The 17,928-nt window shown below is 68.8% G+C and carries 19 protein-coding genes and 1 pseudogene; 14 read left to right on the forward strand and 6 right to left on the reverse strand.

All coding sequences use genetic code 11. The features are described from left to right. The first annotated feature begins 96 nt into the window (after window positions 1-96). The 6 genes from IG75_RS0134745 to IG75_RS0134765 all read left to right on the forward strand — a co-directional run bounded on the left by IG75_RS0134745 (window position 97) and on the right by IG75_RS0134765 (window position 4,883). On the forward strand, window positions 97-684 hold the full coding sequence (locus IG75_RS0134745) for a TlpA disulfide reductase family protein (protein WP_030525600.1): 588 nt from the start codon (window positions 97-99) through the stop codon (window positions 682-684). Further along, entirely contained in the window at window positions 681-935 is a 255-nt protein-coding gene (locus IG75_RS39465) for a hypothetical protein (RefSeq protein WP_156059385.1), read from the forward strand. The genes IG75_RS0134745 and IG75_RS39465 overlap by 4 nt, the downstream gene beginning before the upstream one ends. Next, on the forward strand, window positions 932-1,816 hold the full coding sequence (locus IG75_RS0134750; RefSeq protein WP_030525601.1) for a cytochrome c biogenesis CcdA family protein: 885 nt from the start codon (window positions 932-934) through the stop codon (window positions 1,814-1,816). Before IG75_RS39465 ends, IG75_RS0134750 begins: the two co-directional genes overlap by 4 nt. Beyond that, complete coding sequence (gene resB, locus IG75_RS0134755) at window positions 1,813-3,432, forward strand: cytochrome c biogenesis protein ResB (RefSeq protein WP_030525602.1); 1,620 nt, start codon at window positions 1,813-1,815, stop codon at window positions 3,430-3,432. Before IG75_RS0134750 ends, resB begins: the two co-directional genes overlap by 4 nt. 90 nt (window positions 3,433-3,522) lie before the next feature. Continuing rightward, window positions 3,523-4,491: a c-type cytochrome biogenesis protein CcsB gene (gene ccsB / locus IG75_RS0134760; RefSeq protein WP_030525603.1), complete on the forward strand. Its 969-nt coding sequence runs from the start codon at window positions 3,523-3,525 to the stop codon at window positions 4,489-4,491. A 167-nt stretch (window positions 4,492-4,658) separates the two neighbouring features. Continuing rightward, window positions 4,659-4,883 (forward strand): hypothetical protein, encoded by a 225-nt coding sequence (locus IG75_RS0134765; RefSeq protein WP_030525604.1) that lies wholly within the window; start codon window positions 4,659-4,661, stop codon window positions 4,881-4,883. Between the two features lie 58 nt (window positions 4,884-4,941). Here IG75_RS0134765 and IG75_RS0134770 read toward each other — a convergent pair whose 3' ends face one another. Both IG75_RS0134770 and IG75_RS0134775 read right to left on the reverse strand, forming a co-directional pair. After that, window positions 4,942-5,142, reverse strand: coding sequence for a hypothetical protein (locus IG75_RS0134770; RefSeq protein WP_030525605.1), 201 nt, complete (start codon window positions 5,140-5,142; stop codon window positions 4,942-4,944). Between the two features lie 228 nt (window positions 5,143-5,370). Next, window positions 5,371-5,583 carry a BldC family transcriptional regulator gene (locus IG75_RS0134775; protein ID WP_030525606.1) on the reverse strand — a complete coding sequence of 71 codons (213 nt, stop codon included), beginning with the start codon at window positions 5,581-5,583 and terminating at the stop codon, window positions 5,371-5,373. Between the two features lie 159 nt (window positions 5,584-5,742). Between IG75_RS0134775 and IG75_RS40500 the strand changes: the two are divergent. From IG75_RS40500 to IG75_RS0134790, 3 genes and pseudogenes are all read left to right on the forward strand, one after another. Further along, window positions 5,743-6,096: pseudogene (locus tag IG75_RS40500) on the forward strand (DUF4229 domain-containing protein); the annotation flags it as partial. Between the two features lie 86 nt (window positions 6,097-6,182). Further along, entirely contained in the window at window positions 6,183-7,268 is a 1,086-nt protein-coding gene (cds1, locus tag IG75_RS0134785) for an L-cysteine desulfhydrase Cds1 (RefSeq protein ID WP_030525608.1), read from the forward strand. Between the two features lie 62 nt (window positions 7,269-7,330). Further along, window positions 7,331-10,735, forward strand: coding sequence for an AfsR/SARP family transcriptional regulator (locus tag IG75_RS0134790; RefSeq protein ID WP_051715575.1), 3,405 nt, complete (start codon window positions 7,331-7,333; stop codon window positions 10,733-10,735). 22 nt (window positions 10,736-10,757) lie between these two features. Here IG75_RS0134790 and IG75_RS0134795 read toward each other — a convergent pair whose 3' ends face one another. Next, a complete protein-coding gene (locus IG75_RS0134795) occupies window positions 10,758-11,582 on the reverse strand; it encodes an ABC transporter permease (protein ID WP_030525610.1) in 825 nt (274 codons plus the stop codon). Then, the gene (locus IG75_RS0134800) at window positions 11,579-12,562 is read right to left on the reverse strand and encodes a daunorubicin resistance protein DrrA family ABC transporter ATP-binding protein (RefSeq protein ID WP_030525611.1); all 984 of its coding nucleotides are present in this window, start codon (window positions 12,560-12,562) and stop codon (window positions 11,579-11,581) included. The genes IG75_RS0134795 and IG75_RS0134800 overlap by 4 nt, the downstream gene beginning before the upstream one ends. A 196-nt stretch (window positions 12,563-12,758) precedes the next feature. On the opposite strand from IG75_RS0134800, the gene IG75_RS0134805 reads away from it, so the two are divergent. From IG75_RS0134805 to IG75_RS0134820, 4 genes are all read left to right on the forward strand, one after another. Then, window positions 12,759-13,904 carry an RNA-guided endonuclease InsQ/TnpB family protein gene (locus IG75_RS0134805; protein WP_030525612.1) on the forward strand — a complete coding sequence of 382 codons (1,146 nt, stop codon included), beginning with the start codon at window positions 12,759-12,761 and terminating at the stop codon, window positions 13,902-13,904. Between the two features lie 52 nt (window positions 13,905-13,956). After that, window positions 13,957-14,220 carry a hypothetical protein gene (locus IG75_RS0134810; protein WP_051715578.1) on the forward strand — a complete coding sequence of 88 codons (264 nt, stop codon included), beginning with the start codon at window positions 13,957-13,959 and terminating at the stop codon, window positions 14,218-14,220. Continuing rightward, complete coding sequence (locus IG75_RS0134815) at window positions 14,221-14,796, forward strand: Clp protease N-terminal domain-containing protein (RefSeq protein ID WP_030525614.1); 576 nt, start codon at window positions 14,221-14,223, stop codon at window positions 14,794-14,796. Between the two features lie 101 nt (window positions 14,797-14,897). After that, window positions 14,898-15,281, forward strand: a complete 384-nt coding sequence (locus tag IG75_RS0134820) for a phage holin family protein (protein ID WP_030525615.1) — start codon at window positions 14,898-14,900, stop codon at window positions 15,279-15,281. 4 nt (window positions 15,282-15,285) lie between these two features. Here the strand turns inward: IG75_RS0134820 and IG75_RS0134825 are convergent, their stop codons facing one another. After that, complete coding sequence (locus tag IG75_RS0134825; protein WP_030525616.1) at window positions 15,286-16,158, reverse strand: 1,4-dihydroxy-2-naphthoate polyprenyltransferase; 873 nt, start codon at window positions 16,156-16,158, stop codon at window positions 15,286-15,288. A gap of 151 nt (window positions 16,159-16,309) precedes the next feature. Here IG75_RS0134825 and IG75_RS0134830 point away from each other — a divergent pair, with 151 nt between their 5' ends. Next, on the forward strand, window positions 16,310-16,597 hold the full coding sequence (locus IG75_RS0134830) for a hypothetical protein (RefSeq protein WP_030525617.1): 288 nt from the start codon (window positions 16,310-16,312) through the stop codon (window positions 16,595-16,597). A gap of 44 nt (window positions 16,598-16,641) precedes the next feature. On the opposite strand, the gene menE is transcribed toward IG75_RS0134830, so the two are convergent. Next, the gene (menE, locus tag IG75_RS0134835; protein ID WP_030525618.1) at window positions 16,642-17,805 is read right to left on the reverse strand and encodes an o-succinylbenzoate--CoA ligase; all 1,164 of its coding nucleotides are present in this window, start codon (window positions 17,803-17,805) and stop codon (window positions 16,642-16,644) included. Window positions 17,806-17,928: the final 123 nt, after the last annotated feature.

Raw genomic sequence — 17,928 nt, forward strand, 5'->3', positions numbered from 1 at the left:
CCGGAGGCGGTAGTGCTGCGTGACCACGCAGGGCGCCCGTTCGGGTGCTCCAAGGCAGCGCGAAAGAGGAGCGGTGCCGGGGCATTCGGCTTTCGGCTGCTGCCGGTGCTCGCCGCACTGCTGTGCCTGACCGCGTCGGCCTGTTCGACCGGTACCGACGCGGTGGCCACGGGTGGCACCTTCGAATTCGTCTCGCCGGGCGGGCAGACCGATATTCGCTACGATCCGCCGTCCGCGCGTGGCACGATCGGCAAGCTCTCGGGTCCCGAGCTGATGTCCGATACCGGGGAGAACGTCTCGGTGGAGGATTTCCCGGGTCAGGTCGTCGTCATCAATCTGTGGGGGCAGTGGTGCGGGCCCTGCCGCGGTGAAGCCCCCGCGCTCGAACAGGTCTACGAACAGACCAAAGATCTCGGAGTTGCTTTCCTCGGGATCAATGTCCGTGATTTCCAGCAGGACAAAGCACAAGATTTCGTCATCGATAACCACGTCGGTTATCCGTCGATCTACGACCCGTCGATGCGCACGCTGCTGGCGCTCGGTGGAAATTTCCCGACCAGTGTCATACCCACAACTCTGGTGCTGGATCGGGACCACCGGGTGGCGGCGGTTTTCCTGCGCGCCCTACTCGCAGAAGATCTTTTACCGGTGGTGCAGAGCATCGCCGCGGAGGGAGCATCATGAGAAGTCTTCGATCCCGAGGCGTACGCCGCTACGGGGCGACCCGGCCACCGCGCGGGGTGCGGGCCGAGGTACTGGTGAAGTCCTCGCTCGGCTCGTGGGAGCTACAGCCCGCGGCCCAGCAGCCCGGCAGCGACCGGCGGGTGTCGAGTTCGCGCCCGTCCGGTGGCCGGGGATCGACCGCGCCGGGTGGCCGCGGTGACGAGCGGCGCGTGAACAACTCCGAGAGCGAAGCGGAGCGTAGTTCGCGTTGACGGTGTTGGCAGGAGTGGGGGAATCGTTTCAGCAGACAGCGGCCACCGGGCCGTTGCTGCTCGCCCTCGGCGCCTGCCTGCTGGCCGGTCTGGTGTCGTTCGCTTCGCCGTGCGTCGTGCCGCTGGTGCCGGGGTATTTGTCCTACCTGGCCGGTCTGGTCGGTGCGCAGGCGCCGCCGGCGACCGTGGACCAGGCCCGGCGTAACCGGAGCGCGGCGCCCGCCGGTGGCACCGCCACGGCGGTGCTCACCGAAACCCCCGCCGCCGCGGAGACCGCGTCCACCCCCGATTCCGGGCGAATGCGGGTCGCGGGTGCGGCGGGACTGTTCGTCGCCGGTTTCACCGTGGTGTTCGTGCTGGCCACCGCCACCGTATTCGGTCTCATCCAGACCCTCAATGTCAACCGGGAGCTACTGCAGCGCCTGGGCGGTGTGGTCACCATCGTGATGGGTCTGGCGTTCCTGGGTCTCATCCCGGCGTTGCAGCGCGATACCCGGATGGAACCCCGGCGGCTCGCCGGGATCGCCGGGGCCCCGCTGCTCGGCGCCGTGTTCGCGCTCGGCTGGACCCCGTGCCTGGGTCCGACGCTGTCGGGCGTGATGGCGGTGGCCGCCGGTACCGAGGGCACCACCGCGGTGCGCGGCGTGGCCCTCATCGTCGCCTACTGCCTGGGCCTCGGCCTGCCGTTCGTAATCCTGGCCTTCGGGTCGGCGAGCGCGCTGCGCGGTGTGGGGTGGCTGCGGCGTAATTCCCGCCGGATCCAGATCGTCGGCGGGATCCTGCTGGTCGCGGTCGGGGCGGCGTTGGTCACCGGAGCCTGGGACCAGTTCGTCGGCTGGGTCCGCGACGGCTTCGTCGCCGAGGTGACGCTGCCGATATGACCGTGACAGAACGCCCCGAGGCGCCCCCGGCTCAACCGCCCCGGCAGTCCCCGCCGGCCCGCGCCCGCGCGCTGGTGCGCAACGCCTGGCGCGGGCTCACCAGTATGCGGACCGCGCTGGTGCTGCTGTTCCTGCTGGCCCTGGCCGCGATTCCGGGCGCCCTGCTGCCGCAGCGCAGCCTGAACGAACAGAAGGTCGCGACCTATATCGCCGACCGGCCGGTGCTCGGTGCCTGGATGGACCGGTTCGAGCTGTTCGATGTGTTCTCCAGCTTCTGGTTCACCGCGGTCTATGTGCTCCTGTTCATCTCCCTCGTGGGCTGCATCCTGCCGCGCACGGTGGACCACTACCGCGCGCTGCGGACCCCGCCGGTGCGGGTGCCGCGCAATCTGGCCCGGCTGCCGCACCACCATCGCGCGGTGCTCGACGGCAGCGCGGACGAGATCGCCGCGCGGGCCCGGACGCGGCTGCGCGGCTGGCGTATCGAGACCCGGCCGGGGGAGCGCGACGGCGAGGTCACGCTGTCGGCGGAGAAGGGCTACACCCGCGAACTGGGCAATCTCGTGTTCCACCTGGCCCTTGTCGGCCTGCTGGTGGCCATCGCGGTCGGGAAGTTGTTCGGTTACGAGGGCAATGTGATCGTCGTCGCGAACGACGGGCCCGGTTTCTGCACCACCTCGCCGGCGGTTTTCGACTCGTTCCGGGCCGGGAACGTGAACGACGGCACCGGGATGAACCCGATGTGCATCAGGGTGAAGAACTTCCGAGCCGATTACCTGGAAAACGGTCAGGCCGAAATGTTCACCTCCGATATCTCGTATCAGGAGGGTGCGGATCTGGCCGCCGGCACCTGGCGGGATACCACCATCCGGGTGAACCATCCGCTGCGGGTCGGCGGGGACCGGGTCTACCTGCAGGGGCACGGTTACGCGCCGACCTTCACGGTGACCTTCCCGAACGGTGAGAAACGCACCGAGACCATCCAGTGGCAGCCCACCGATATGCAGACCTTCCTCTCCAGCGGGGTGCTGCGGATCGATCCGCCGGGCGGGATGTTCGCCACCGAGGCCGAACGGCGCCGGAACCAGATCGCGATCGAGGGGCTGTTCGCGCCGACCGCCGGTTTCCACGGTTCGCTGCTCACCTCCGTATATCCGGAGATGACCGATCCGGCGGTGGCGGTCGATATCTATCGCGGCGACACCGGGCTGGACACCGGCCGCCCGCAGTCGATCTTCGCGCTCGATCAGGAGATGGTCGCGCAGGGCCGGCTCACCAAGGAGGCCCGGGTGAATCTGCGGCCGGGTGAGACCACGAAGCTGCCGGGCGGCACCGAGGTGCGTTTCGACGGGGCCGAGGAGTTCGTGAATCTCCAGGTCTCCCATGATCCTGCGCAGCAGTGGGTGCTGGTCAGCGCGCTGGTGATGATGGGCGGGCTGCTGGTCTCGCTGCTGGTTTCGCGGAGGCGGGTCTGGTTGCGGGTGACCCCGGAGGGTACCGTGGAGCAACGACGCGTCGTAGTAGAGATGGGCGGACTGGCCCGTACCGATCAGGCCGGCTGGGGCGGGGAGTTCGATCGCCTGCGGCACCGGCTGCTGGACGCGTCCGGCGACTGATCGCCGCCCCTGAGCACCCGCGTGGGCGACCACGCACGGGCAGCAGCGCTGTCCACCGAGCACCGCGGTACGAACACGGGAGATGTAACGATGCCGATCGACGATACGCTCGCCGGCTACAGCGACCTCGCCTACAAGACGTCGATCGTCGTGTACGCGCTGGTACTGCTGCTATTGATCGTGCAGTACGCCTCGGCGCGGGTACGGCAGGTGAGCGAGCGGGAGATGGTTCCCGCCGGCGGGGTCGCCGCGGGCAGCGCCACTCCCGGCCGGATCGCCGAGACGCCGACCCTGCCGCTGTCGGAGCGGCTCGGCAATATGGCCTTCTCGGTGCTGTTCGTGGCGGTGGCCCTGCACGTGGGCTCGATCGTGCTGCGCGGTTTCTCCACCGGACGATTCCCGCTCGGCAATATGTACGAGTTCGTCTCCATGGCGACCGCGGCCGCGGCGGTGGTCGGCCTGGTGCTCATGCGGGACGCCCGGTTCCGGGCGATGTGGGTGTTCCTGCTCGTGCCGATGCTGATCCTGATGTTCCTCGCGGGCACGGTGCTGTATACCGACGCGGCCCCGGTGGTCCCCGCGCTGCGCTCGTTCTGGCTGCCGCTGCACGTCACGATCGTGAGCCTGGGCAGCGGGGTGTTCCTGGTGTCGGGCGTGGCGAGTCTGCTGTTCCTGTACCGGCTGCGTCAGCCCGAGGGCGCCGAATCCTCGAATATCCTGGGCACGATCGCACGTCGCCTGCCCGATGCCCGCACGCTCGACCGGCTGGCCTACCGCACCACCATCATCGGGTTCCCGCTCTTCGGTGCCGGGGTCATTCTGGGCGCGATCTGGGCCGAGGCGGCCTGGGGACGGTTCTGGGGCTGGGATCCGAAGGAGACCTGCTCGTTCATCGCCTGGGTGCTCTACGCGGCATATCTGCACGCGCGGGCCACCTCGGGCTGGCGGGACACGAAAGCCGCGTGGATCAATGTGGCGGGTTTCGTGGCGATGCTGTTCAACCTCTTCATCATCAACCTGGTCGTTTCCGGGCTGCACAGTTACTCGGGCCTGACCTGACCGGACGGCTATTTCTCCGGCCGTAATGATCGTTACTCCGCCGCAATGCTCGGTTGCTATTGTTCGGGCGGGTTATTTGCTGAACTGTACAAGGTCCGGCCTGCGGTTTATCGGGTGCGACCGGTCATTTCCCCTCCATAGCGCGGCGATCGATGAGGAGAGCGGCAGTGGATTCGGAGAATTTCAGTTCGGATAACAGCGGCGATGCCGATTGTTGCGCATCCGTGGCCGCGAACAACGCGCTCATCTGCGGTCTGGAGCCGGACTCTCTGGTCAGATTGGTGCGAACCGCGGTCGGATTGCCGGCCGAGGCGCTCGACCGCTTGGCCGTGGTCGCGGATAAATTGAGGGCGGTCGAAGGGCTGCCTCAACTGGACAGCACCAGCGATTGAACCGGCCCGTTGGGCCGCGGGAAAATACCCGCGGCCGGGCGTTGTCGGGGCGCGGGGATCAGTGTTCTGCGGGCCCCGGATCGCCGTCCCGATGTTTCTGCTGACGCGAGATACGCCAGAGGAATTCGGGATCGTCATCCGGGCCGAGAACACGCTTTCGGGTCGGTCCCGGAGCGGGCGTGCCATGCCCGGGGCCGAATGCCTTCCAGCACAGCACCACGATCGCAACGATCGCGATGAGTGCCAACAGGTACATCACGTGGCTCACCTCCTCCAACGAGGTTAACTCCACGAGCCGCTACCGGGTAAGTGCGGCCGCGGGGCCGGCCTACCCACGCCTCCGTACCTACGCTGTGCCGGCGCCGCGTGCGGACGGGTTTCGCCCCACTGTGCCCATCGGGCGGTCCGCTCGACCGGGTCCAGCTCAGCCGCGCGAAGGGAGCGGCCGAGCTGTCCGCGTAGGGGTGCCGTCCGTGTGGACGCGGTCTCAGCCGCGTACGGTCGCCTCGGTGGTGAGCGATTCGAGCAACCGCATCACCTCCGATTCACGGAACCGGCGATGGCCACCCGGGGTGCGCAGCGAGCCGAGCCGTCCGGCATGCGCCCAGCGGGTGACGGTCTTGGGGTCTACGTGGAACAGGGTGGCAACCTGGCCCGGGGTCAACAGGTTCTCCTGCGCCCCCATGGCGATCGCGGTCATGGCAAACCTTTCTGTTTCGTCACGTTTTCTCATCGGGTTCCGACATAGTGGCACCGCGACCCCCGGGTGTTCGAACCACCTACTGTTGGTAAAGCGGAGGTAATGGACAAAACGGATACGCGGTACGAGGGGGTTCGGTGCGTCGCTTACGCTGGTCAGGTGAGTGACGCGAACCTATCCGAGGAACCGAACGCCCCCCGGCCCGGTACGTCGCCGGGCCGTCGGCTGGCACGCAACCTGGCGCTCTACACCCTGGCCCGGCTGGTGCTGGTCGCCATCCTCACCGCCGTCATCGTGGCCGTGACCGCGGTGGTCGGGGTGCAGATTCCGCTGGTCGTGGCGATCCTCTTCGCGATCGTCATCGCGCTGCCGCTCTCGCTCACCCTGTTCAAGGGGCTGCGCGCGAAAGTGAACTCCGATATCGCGGCGGTGGACGAACGCCGCCGCCGGGACAAAGCGCAGCTGCGGGCCCGGCTGCGCGGGGAGCCCGGGGCCACGGAACCGGAGAAGCCCGCCGCGCGGGGGCCCGGTACCACGGCCGAGAGCGCGCCGGAAGCAGATCCGGAGCGAGGGGAAAAGGGTAGCTCCGGCGGCCCGGCGTGAAGGCCTGCGCGCGCGGCAACCCGCGCGGCTGGGCCGATGAGGCGGTCCGGCTCATCGATGCCGACGCCCAGCGCAGCGCCGATACCCATCTGCTGCGGTATCCGCTGCCGGCCGGCTGGAATGTGCAGCTCTACCTGAAGGACGAATCCACCCATATCACCGGCAGCCTGAAACACCGGCTGGCCCGGTCCCTGTTCCTCTACGGCCTGTGCAACGGCTGGATCACCGAGGGGACCACGATCGTCGAGGCATCCTCCGGGTCGACCGCGGTGAGCGAGGCGTATTTCGCCCAACTGCTCGGCCTCGACTTCGTGGCGGTGGTTCCGGCCAACACTTCACCGCAGAAGATCGCGCTCATCGAAGCCCAGGGCGGGCGGTGCCACTATGTCCGGCGCCCACCCGATATGTACACCGAGGCGGCCCGGCTGGCCGCCGAATGCGGCGGCCACTACCTGGACCAGTTCACCAACGCCGAACGCGCGACGGACTGGCGCGGGAACAACAATATCGCCGAGTCCATCTTCGACCAGCTGACCCTGGAATCCCACCCGGTGCCGGAGTGGATCGTGGTCGGTGCCGGAACCGGCGGCACCAGCGCGACCATCGGCCGGTATCTGCGCTACCGCCGGTATCCGACCCGGCTGGCCGTGGTGGATCCGGACAACTCCGCGTTCTACGGCGCCTATGAAACCGGGCTGCGTGACTATACGACCGGTATGCCGTCGCGGATCGAGGGGATCGGGCGACCCCGGATGGAACCGTCGTTCGTGCCGGAGGTGGTGGACCGGATGATCCACGTCCCCGACGCCGCCTCCATCGCCGCGGCCCGGTTCGCGAGCCGGGGGCTCGGCCGGAAGGTGGGCGGTTCCACCGGAACCAACTTCTGGGGCGCATGCGCGCTGATCGCGCAGATGCTGGCGAGCGGGCGCAGCGGCAGCGTGGTCACTCTGCTGTGCGACGGCGGTGAACGCTACGCGGGCACCTATTACAGCGACGAATGGGTCGCGGGCCAGGGCTGGGACCTGGCCGAGCCCACGGCGGTCCTGGACGAGTTCCTGGCCACCGGCCGGTGGCGGGGCTGACCACACGACCCGGTGGTGACGACGCGCTGGCGGGGCGGCACGGCGCATACGATGACGTCGGTATGGTTCTCGACCCGGGCCGCTCGCACGGCCGTCCCCCGGTGATCCCGGCCGCCGCGGACGAAACACTCGTGGTGACGCTGCTGGGTCGTATCGCGGTGCGCCGCGACGCCGAACTGGTGGCACTGCCGGGAGTCCGGGCCCGATTGCTGCTGGTCGCGCTGGCGCTGCGGCCGGGGCGCAGCCGTAGCGCCGCTGTACTCATCGACGATGTCTGGGGCGATGCGCCGCCGCGTTCGCCGATGAACGCGTTGCACACCCAGATCTCGCGGCTGCGGGCCGGGTTGCCCGCGGGAGTGCTGGAGGCGGGCCCGGCCGGATACCGGCTCGCGCTCGGGCCGGAACAGGTGGATCTGACGGCCGTGCGGCAGTCGGTGCGCCGGGCCGGTGCCGCGTCGGCCGCGGGTGATCCGGCCGGGGCGCTGGCCATCGTGGAACAGGCACGCGGTCTGTGGTCCGGGGAGCCGGGCGCCGAGCTGCCGCCGAGCGAACCGGCCACCGAACTCGCCGATCTGGCCACGGAATACGCCGGCGAACTCGACGATATCGAGCGGTCGGCCCGGGAGGCCTGCGGCGATCTCGACGGCGCCGTCGAAATCGCCCGTGCGCAAGCGCGGCAGCGGCCCGCGGACGAGGCCCGCGCCCGGACCCTGATGCGTCTGCTCGCCGCCGCGGGCCGCGACAACGAGGCACTGGACGTTTTCGCCGCGCTGCGGACGACCCTGGCCACCGAACTCGGTACCGACCCCGGGGCCGCGATCACCGAACTCAATACCGCGATCCTGCGCGGCGGTCTCGTCTCCCGGGCGGAACCCGGGCGGCCCGAACCGGTCCTCCCACGACCACCGACCGCGGCGGTCGGTGTGCGGGCCGCGCCCAACGCGCTACTCGGCCGTGCCGACGATCTCGCGGAACTGGCCCGCCTGCTCCGGGTTTCGCGGGTGACCACCGTGCTCGGGCCGGGCGGGGCCGGAAAGACCCGGGTGGCCAATGAACTCGCCGCACGGTCGGCCGCCGATCGGCCGGTGGTACTGGTGGAACTGGCCTCGGTGCGTCCGGAAGGTACGAGCCGGGACGCGATGGTGGATATCGAGTCCGCGATAGCGGGGGCGGTGGGTCTCGGGGAGACCGTCCGGGATCGCGCGCTGCCGCAGGTGCGTCCGCCCACCGACAGCAGTCGCCGGCTCCGCGACGCGCTGTCGGCCCGGCCGATGCTGCTCGTACTGGACAACTGTGAACATCTGATCGACGGTGCGGCCCTGGTGGTCGCCGATCTGGTGGGCAGCTGTCCCCAGCTGACCGTGCTCACCACCAGCAGATCACCGCTCGCGATCACCGCCGAAACGGTGTATCCGCTGGCGCCGTTGGCGATCGACCCGGCCGGGTCGCCGGCGACCGACCTGTTCGCTGCCCGGGCTCGCGCCGTACGGCCGTCGGTCCGGCTGGACCCGGCGGTCGTGGCCCGGCTCTGTCACACGCTGGACGGGTTGCCGCTGGCCATCGAACTCGCCGCGGCCCGGGTGCGGACCATGAGTGTGGAGGATATCGAGCGGCGGCTCGATCAGCGTTTCGCGCTGTTGCGCACCGGTGACCGCACCTCACCGGAACGGCACCGCACGCTGCACGCGGTAATCGCCTGGAGCTGGAACCTGCTCGAGCCCGCCCAGCAGATCGCGCTGCGCCGGATGTGCCGTTTCCCGGCGGGTTTCACACTGGACGCGGCGGAGGTGGTGGCCGGTGGCCCGGAGGTCGGCGATATCGCGGCAGCCGTCGACGGACTGGTCGGGCAGTCGCTGCTGACCGTTGTCGAGGACGCGGACTCCGCTGCCGATCATGCCGGGAGTGTGCGCTACCGGATGCTGGAGACGGTCCGCGAATTCGGTGAGCAGCAGTTGGTCGCGGCCGATCACGAGAACGGTGGCGAAGTCGAACTCGTGGAGTCGCGGATGGCGCGCTGGGCGTGCGAATTCGCGGTGGCGGTGGCGCGGCGGTACCTCGCCGGTGACGAACTCGGGCCGGCCCTGCTCATGGTCGCGGAACTGGACAACCTCGTCGCGGTGCTACGGCGGGCCGAGGCGGGCCGGGACCGGTTCACCGTCTACGCCGTCTTCCCCGCGCTGGCCATGCGGTGGGTCGCGCATGGGGCCCACCTCGAACTGCTGGGCTGGATTCCGCGGCTGCTCGCGCTTCCGCCACCGGACCACGCGTCGGGTACCCACGCGGATCTGCACATGCTCGGCCATGCCATGACCGCACTGCACCTGGCTTTCATGTCACGCAGTCTCCGGGAGCTGGCGGTGGTCCGGTTCCGGGTCCGCGCGCTGCTGCGGCACGCCGTCGGGATGACCGAGACCCTGCGTTATCTCGGGCTGCTGCTGACCTGTCCCGCCGATGCGGTGCGGCTGGCCCGGTTGCTCGCGGACGGGGCGCGTGCCGACAACGCGCAGATCAGAGTCGTCGCACTGGTGGCCCGGGCGAATATCTGGGAGAACATGGGCCGTATCCATGCCTCCCGACGCGACGCACACGCCGCGCGGGCGCTCACCGGCGAGGCGCAGGTGTGGAACCGGGCGATGGTGGTGCAGCATCTGGGTGCGCTGGACGGGCAGACCGCGCACTACCGCGAATCGGTCGGCTATTACGAGGAAGCGGCCGAGTTACTGCTGCGGATCCGGGCCTACGACGAAAGTCTCGAGGTGCGGTCGTATCTGGCGGTCTGCCTGGCCGGTATCGGGGATCCGGCGCGGGCGCGTAGGGAACTCGCGGCCGCCCTGGGGCTGTCCGATTCCGGCCGGGCGGGACTGGAACTGGTCGACGATCCGACCATCCGCCGTAACCATCGGCTGTCCACGATCGCGGCGGGCCTGGCCGAGGTCGAAATGGCCGAAGGCGATATCGAGGCCGGACTGGCCCATTTCCGGCGGGCGCTGGACCTGCTGGCCTGGCAGGAAGGTGAATTCACCCCGGGCCCCGGGGCGTTGCTGATGTGCGCGACGACCGTCGCCGCGCATGTGCTCGCCGGTCGGACCGAGACGGTCGCGGCGCTGGTGCCCGAACTCGCCGGCATGGCCCTGGACCGGCTCGACTCCGTTCCGGACCTGCCGCAGATCGGGGCAGTGGCCTGTGCGCTGGGGTCGGGATTGCTGGCCCTGGACGAGCGGACCGAGGCCGCGGTCGAACTGCTCGCGCTGGCGCAGGTGGTGTCGGGCCGGCAGGACTATCCGGTCATCCGGTGGGAGCGGCACTGCGCGCTGTGGCGGGACAGGATCGGTGCGTCGCGGCTGAACGCGGCGCTCGCGGCCGCGCGCCGGTTGCGCAGGAATGCGGCCGCCGCGCGGATCCTGGAGCTGGTCGGCGGAAGCGTCACGGAGACACCGGGCCCGCTCGATCGGATCGCGGCCGATTGAGCGGGCCCGGCGGCCGCGGCCCTCAGGCCCGGCGCATATAGGCCCGCACGGTCAGCGGCGCGAATACCGCGACGATCGCCGCCGCGCCGACCAGGGACCAGACGACGTGCATGCCGATATGACCGGTGTTCATCAGGTCCCGGCAGGCCCAGACCAGGTGGGAGACCGGGTTGACGTCGATGAACGCCTGCAGCCAGCCCGGCATCGTCTCCTTGGGCACGAAGGCCGGGGAGGCGAAGGTCAGCGGGAACATGACCAGCATGGAGTAGCCCTGTACCGCCGAGGCCTTATTGGCGATCACACCGAAGAAGGCCCAGATCCAGCTGGTGGCGAAGGAGCAGGCCACGACCAGCAGTACCGCCAGTGCGACACCGGCCGGCTCCGGACGGTAGCCCATGAGGAAACCCATCACCACGGTCAGTACCGAGGCGATGCCGTAGCGGACCATATCGGCGGTCAGCGCGCCGGACAGCGCGGCGATCCGGGCGATCGGCAGGGATTTGAAGCGGTCGAAGACGCCCTTTTCCATATCCTCTTTGAGCTGTACACCGGTGACCACCGAGGTCATCACCACGGTCTGGACGAGAATGCCCGGAATGATCACCGGCAGATAGCTCTTCACATCGCCGGAGATGGCCCCGCCGAAGATGTAGGTGAACATCAGGGTGAAGATCACCGGCTGTATCACCACGTCGAAGAGCTGCTCGGGATTGTGCTTGATCTTGAGCAGGCCGCGGTAGGCCATGGTCATGGTGTTGTCGAAAGTTCTGCGCAGGCCGATGCGGGCGGCCGGCACCGGTACCCGCGGTGCCACCACGGGCGCGGGTTCGGTCAGTGTCGTGGTCATGCTGCGGTCCGTTCGGTGTCGGTGTCGGCGGGGTGGCCGGTGAGGGTGAGGAACACTTCGTCGAGGCTGGGTTTGGTCACCGTGATCTCCTCCACCGCGACCGCGCGGTCGCGCAGGCGGATCAGCAGATCGGTGGTGCCGTTCGGATCGGGCAGCGCCGCGGTGAGCCGGCCGGCCTCCGGTGTGGTCTGGGCCTCGGTGTGCAACACCTCGGCGATGATCCGGCGGGCGGTCTCGAGCTGGGACCGGTCGGCCAGGGTCAGCTGTAGCGAGGAGCCGCCGATGGACGCCTTCAGCTCGTCGGCGGTGCCGTCGGCGATGACCCGGCCGTGATCGATCACCGCGATCCGGTCGGCCAGCTGATCGGCTTCGTCCAGGTACTGGGTGGTGAGCAGGACGGTCGTGCCGCCCCGCACCAGCCTGCGGATGGTCTCCCACATCTGGGCCCGGGTGCGTGGGTCCAGGCCGGTGGTCGGCTCGTCGAGGAACAGCAGCGGCGGGGTCGCGATGAGACCGGCTGCCAGGTCGAGCCGGCGGCGCATACCGCCGGAGAAGTTCTTCAGTGATTTGTTCGCCGCGTCGGTGAGTTCGAATTCCTCCAGTAGTGCGGCGGTCCGGCGTCTGGCCGCCGCTCGGCTCAGTCCGAGCAGCCGGGCGAAGACCATCAGGTTCTCGGTGGCGGTCAGGTCCTCGTCGACCGAGGCGTACTGGCCGGTGACGCCGATGAGCGACCGTACGGCGCCCGGTTCGGCGACGACATCGTGGCCGAACACCCGGGCGCTACCGCCGTCGGGGCGGAGCAGAGTAGCCAGCATGCGGATGGTCGTGGTCTTTCCCGCCCCGTTCGGCCCGAGTACGCCGTAGACCGAGCCCTGCGGCACGGACAGGCTCACCCCATCGACGGCCCGCTGGGTGCCGAACACCTTGACCAGGTCGTTCGCCTCGATCGCGAACGTGGCGGCGGATACGTGTTTCGTCATAGCGGCTACGGTCCTCTTCCCGTCTTGCGCGGCTCTTGCACCGCGATTGCGTCCACCTGTCGTCAATTTTTGTTGACATCGAGGGTGGGTGTCAATAAAAATTGACGCATGACGGAGAAAAGCGAGGCGAGGGATCGACTTCGGCCTCCACGCGCCATGCGGAGTTCGTGTCGGTCACCGTTGTTACAGTGCGCGCGTGCGGCTCCGGTACAACTACCGCGTCTATCCCACTCCCGGCCAACGGATTGCGCTGGCTCGGGCGTTCGGGTGTGCGCGAGTCGTGTACAACGACAACCTCCGAGTCCGCGAAGAGGCACACCTCGCAGGTGTGAACCTGTCCGACGCCGAGATTCAGCGGCGGGTGATCACCGACGCAAAACGCACCCCACAACGGGCGTGGTTGCGCGAGGTGTCCTCGGTGGCGCTGGTACAGGCCAGCCAAGATGCGCGCACCGCGTATCGGAACTGGTTCGACTCGCTTTCGGGAAGACGCCGAGGCGCCAAACTGGGCAAACCGAAGTTCCGGTCACGCAAAGATCATCGGCAGGCGATCCGGCTCACCCGCAACGGGTTCTCCCTCCGTGGCAACAGGCGTTTGTATGTGGCCAAAGTCGGGGAATTGAAGGTGGCCTGGTCACGGGAACTGCCGGCGACCCCGTCATCGGTCACGATCATCAAAGACTCGGCCGGCCGGTACTTCGGTTCTTTTGTGGTCGATGTGGACAGCGCGCCTCTACCGGAGATCGCGTCCGAGGTGGGGATCGACCTGGGTCTAAAGACATTCGCGGTGCTCTCGGACGGCAAACGAATCGACTCTCCGCGGTTTCTGCGGCGAGCCGAGCGGCGGCTGAAGAAAGCTCAACAGGCTTTGTCCAGGAAACAGAAGGGCAGCAGCAATCGGGTCAAGGCCCGCATCCGAGTCGCAAAGGCGCATGTGAAGGTGGCCGATGCGCGGCGGGACTGGGCGCACAAACATTCCACGGCGATCATTCGCGAAAACCAAGCGGTGTACACCGAAAATTTGTGCGTCAGAGGCCTGGCCCGGACTCGCTTGGCGAAGTCGGTCCACGATGCGGGGTGGGGGATGTTCGTCCGGATGCTGGAGGAGAAAGCGGCTCGTTGCGGCCGCACCTTCGCAAAGGTAAATCGGTTCTTTCCGTCCTCACAAATTTGCTCGGTGTGCGGGGTCGTCGATGGGCCGAAACCGCTGTCGGTGCGCCACTGGTTGTGTTCGTGTGGCGCTACCCACGACCGCGATCTGAATGCTGCACGGAACATTCTCGCCGCCGGACGGGCGGAGAGAGTAAACGCCTGCGGAGGGGCTGTCAGTCTTTCCGTCTAGCGGAAAGCGAGTCCCGGTGAAACAGGAACCCACCCAGGTGCCGCATGGCGGCATGGCGGGAATCCCGGTCACTCAGCCTCCGGACCGGGAGGGCGTCAAAGAAGCAACCACGCTGGCCGCGGCGGCGGGCAGCCCGGACCCCGCAGTGGGTCTACGGGCGGTGCTGGCGCTGCGCAGACTCCTCGAACGGCTCGAAGCGATCCAGGTGGGCAATGCCCGCGACCAGGGCTGGTCCTGGCAGGCCATCGCCGACGCACTCGAGGTCAGCAAACAGGCGGTCCATCAGAAACACAACCGGAGAGACAGGGGTCGATAGATGTTCGAACGATTCAGCAGGGCCGCCCGAACAGCGGTCGTCGCGGCGCAGGAGCATGCGCGGGAACTGGGATCCCCGGAGATCCGGGTCGAGCACCTCCTACTCGGACTGTTGGAAGAGGGCGAACCGCAACTGCGCTCGCTACTGGAACCGACCGGGCTCACGCTGCACAGCGCGCTGCAATCGCTGAGCGCCGCGACCACGGACGATCCGCTGGGCCCCGGCGACGCCGAGGCACTGCGCTCCATCGGCATCGACCTGGACGCGGTGCGCGAAAGCCTGGAAGCCGGATTCGGTGCCGACGCACTGGACCGCGCGATCCCCGCGGACGATCCCCGCGGCCGTCGCCGCGGCGGGCGGTTCGGGCATATCCCGTTCACGCGCGACGCCAAGAAAGCGCTGGAACTGTCGCTGCGCGAAGCCCTGGCGCGCAAGGACAAAACCATCGAATCAGGACATGTCCTGCTCGGTATTCTGCGCACCCCCGGCCCGGTCGCCAGCGAACTGCTCGGCGGCCCCGACGGGATCGCCCGCCTGCGCGGCGAGATCAACAGCCTCCTCGACAAGGCGGCATGAGCGCAGCCGGCCCGGCGTAGGTGGCGTCCCCGGACGCTGCCGGCCGGGCCGGAATCCCGCTGTATCCGGCGCGCGACGCTCCGGTGTGCTTAGCATGAGATATGCAGCTTGTGCTCCGGTTGATCGGCACCGCCTTCGCCATCTGGCTCGCCGCCCTATGGGTCGGCAATATCGAACTCGTCTCCCCGCCCGACCAGGGCAACGGTGCGAAAATCGTGGTCCTGCTCGCGGTGGCGGCGGTCTTCACCGTGGTGAACGCCTTCGTCAAACCGCTGGTGAAATTACTGTCGCTGCCGCTGGTCATCCTGACCCTCGGCCTGTTCCTGCTGGTGATCAATGCCTTGATGCTGTGGCTCACGGCCTGGATCACCGAGGCCACCGACTACGGCCTGCGGATCGAGGGGTTCTGGGCGGCGTTCCTGGGCGCCATCATCGTCACGCTCGTCAACTGGGCCATCGGAATCCTGATTCCGGACAACGACTGAAAGCTCAGCTGCCGAGCCCGAGGGCGACGGCGGACAGGACGGACCAGGCGAGTAGGGCGAGGCCGGAATCGCGCAGGGCGGGGATCAGTTCCAGGCCGGCGCGATCCGCCCGGACGGGCGCGTTCGCGCGGACGGCCAGGGGGAGGGCCAGCAGGCCGGCCAGGGCCCAGGGAGTACGGACCGCCAGCGCCAGGGTCAGCACGAACGGGACCACCAGCAGAACCAGATGCACGGTGCGGGTGCGGGTGTCGCCCAATTTCACCGCCAGCGTCGTCTTACCGGTTTCGCTGTCGGTCGGGATATCGCGCAGGTTGTTGGCCACCAGGACCGCGCTGGAGAACGCTCCTACCCCGACCGCGAGCGCCACCCCGGCCCAGTCGATCCGGAGCACTTGGACGTACTGCGTACCCAGCACCGCCACCAGGCCGAAGAACACGAAAACGGCGATCTCGCCGAAACCGCTGTAGCCGTAAGGTTTGCTTCCGCCGGTGTAGAACCAGGCGCCCGCCAGGCATACCGCGCCGATCAGCAGCAGCCAGGGGGCCGACAGCACGGCCAGGATCAGTCCGAGTACCGCGCCGACCGCGAGACTCGCGACCGCGGCACCCCGGACCGCGCCGGGGGAGGCCAGCCCGGAGCCGACCAGCCGCAGCGGGCCGACGCGTTCGTCGTCGGTGCCGCGGATCCCGTCGGAGTAGTCGTTGGCGTAGTTGACCCCGATGATCAGCGCCAGAGAAACACCCAGCGCCAGGAGCGCTTTCCACCACACCGCGCCGTCGATGGCGGCCGCGGCGCCGGTACCGGCCACGACGGGCGCGATCGCGTTCGGCAGAGTTCTGGGCCGGGCGCCCTCGATCCATTGTGCTGCGGTAGCCATCTCCGCAGCCTAATGCGCGGGGTCGAGCGCAGCCGAGCGAGCGGTTACTTGCCCGATCGGCTCATCCGGGGCATTCTCGACAAGGTTGGACTGATCTTCCTCTCGGCGGGTAGTCGCCCGGCGAGGCGTATACGGAGGAGAGGAGCCCATCATGGCCCAGCGTGACAAGCTGCCCCGGACGATCGATCCGGGCACCTTCGAAGCAATGTCCGAGGCCGACCGCGCCGAACAGGCTGCGCCGGTCGACCCGGACGAGGCCCCCTACGGCGATATCGATCCCCGGTCGGTGCCCGACGATATGCCGGTACCCGACGAACCCGCGGTGGTCGGCGGGCGCCCCGACGAGTGGCATGCGAATCCGGCCGATATCGCCGAACAAGCCATCCCGGTCCCGCAGGGAGACGATTACGAAGGCGACTACGGCGACGACGAGGCCTGATCCATCGAGCCCGGTCCGCGGCGGGATCCGCCGCGGACCGCTGCTCAGGAGGTCGACTCGGCCAGCAGGAACCTGCGCAGTGCGCCGCGATCGGGTTTCCCCGGTCCCAGCAGGGGGATCTCGTCGACGAGGGTGAGTTCGCGCGGGGCGGCCGCGGCATCCAGTTCGGCCAGCACATGGTCGCGCAGTTCGTCGAGAGTGGGCGCGGACCCGGGCGCGGGGACCACCGCGAGCGCCACCCGCTGACCCAGCCTGTCGTCGGGAAGGCCGAGCACCACACATTCCGACACCGCGGGATGGGTGGCGAGTACCGCCTCCACCACCTGCGGGATCACCAGCAGGCCGCCGGTGCTGATCGCTTCGTCCAACCGGCCCAGGACGCGCAGTACGCCGTCCTGGAAGGCCCCGGCGTCGTCGGTGCGGAACCAGCCCGGTTCCGCGAATGCCGAGTGGTCGGGCATATTGCGGTACCCGGCGGCGAGCATTTCGCCGCCGAGCAGGATGCGGCCGTCCTCGATCCGCACCCGGGCCCCGGTCAGCGGGACACCGTCGTAGACGCAGCCGCCGCAGGTCTCACTCATCCCGTAGGTGCGCACGACATTGATTCCCGCGTCCCGGGCCCGCTCGTACACCGGGGAGGGGGTCGCGGCGCCGCCGATCAGCACGGCGTCCAGCTCGGCCAGCGCGGCTGTCGCGGTGGGCGTCTCCAGGACCTTGATCAACTGCGTCGGCACCAGCGAGGTGTACCGGCGTTCCCCGCGCATACCCGCGATCGCACCGGCCAGCGCCTCGGGCAGGAAACCGCCGGAGACATCCACCACCGTCGGCTCGGTACCGGCCAGCAACGATCGCAGCAGCACCTGCAGTCCGGCGATGTGATGGGTGGGCAGGGCGAGCAGCCAGCTACCGGGGCCGCCGAGCCGTTCATGGGTGGCATCACCGCTGGCTCGCAACGCGGCGGCGGTGAGCATGGCGCCCTTCGGGACCCCCGTCGTACCGGAAGTGGTGACCACCAGCGCGATATCGTCGCCGATCGGCTCGCCCGGGGCGAGCGCGTCACCCAGCCGGCGGGCTTCGCGCCGGTCGCTGGCCGGCACCGGCAGCCAGGCCGCCGAACCGCTACCGTCCAGCACCTGCCGCAGGTGCGGCAGCACATCGCTGACGCCACTGCCGGTGGGTATGGGCAGAGTACGCAAGGTTTTCGTCACGGCCGCGCCTTGTCCCCGGCGTGCCGGAAGGCCGCGATTCGCTCGCTCACGGCAGCGATGGTTTCATGTCCGCCGGAAAGCGGACAGCAGGGGTCGATGCTGCCGGGACAGGGTGCCGGAGCC

This window comes from Nocardia rhamnosiphila NBRC 108938 (genome assembly GCF_000720425.1).
Taxonomy (GTDB): domain Bacteria; phylum Actinomycetota; class Actinomycetes; order Mycobacteriales; family Mycobacteriaceae; genus Nocardia; species Nocardia rhamnosiphila.

Bases quoted from the DNA above. Each gene is read 5' to 3' on its own strand.
- IG75_RS39465 (WP_156059385.1), top strand. From the start codon at position 681: ATGAGAAGTCTTCGATCCCGAGGCGTACGCCGCTACGGGGCGACCCGG.
- resB (WP_030525602.1), top strand. From the start codon at position 1,813: ATGACCGTGACAGAACGCCCCGAGGCGCCCCCGGCTCAACCGCCCCGG.
- ccsB (WP_030525603.1), top strand. From the start codon at position 3,523: ATGCCGATCGACGATACGCTCGCCGGCTACAGCGACCTCGCCTACAAG.
- IG75_RS0134775 (WP_030525606.1), bottom strand. From the start codon at position 5,583: ATGACCGCGATCGCCATGGGGGCGCAGGAGAACCTGTTGACCCCGGGC.
- IG75_RS0134790 (WP_051715575.1), top strand. From the start codon at position 7,331: ATGGTTCTCGACCCGGGCCGCTCGCACGGCCGTCCCCCGGTGATCCCG.
- IG75_RS0134795 (WP_030525610.1), bottom strand. From the start codon at position 11,582: ATGACCACGACACTGACCGAACCCGCGCCCGTGGTGGCACCGCGGGTA.
- IG75_RS0134800 (WP_030525611.1), bottom strand. From the start codon at position 12,562: ATGACGAAACACGTATCCGCCGCCACGTTCGCGATCGAGGCGAACGAC.
- IG75_RS0134810 (WP_051715578.1), top strand. From the start codon at position 13,957: ATGGCGGGAATCCCGGTCACTCAGCCTCCGGACCGGGAGGGCGTCAAA.
- IG75_RS0134815 (WP_030525614.1), top strand. From the start codon at position 14,221: ATGTTCGAACGATTCAGCAGGGCCGCCCGAACAGCGGTCGTCGCGGCG.
- IG75_RS0134820 (WP_030525615.1), top strand. From the start codon at position 14,898: ATGCAGCTTGTGCTCCGGTTGATCGGCACCGCCTTCGCCATCTGGCTC.
- IG75_RS0134825 (WP_030525616.1), bottom strand. From the start codon at position 16,158: ATGGCTACCGCAGCACAATGGATCGAGGGCGCCCGGCCCAGAACTCTG.
- IG75_RS0134830 (WP_030525617.1), top strand. From the start codon at position 16,310: ATGGCCCAGCGTGACAAGCTGCCCCGGACGATCGATCCGGGCACCTTC.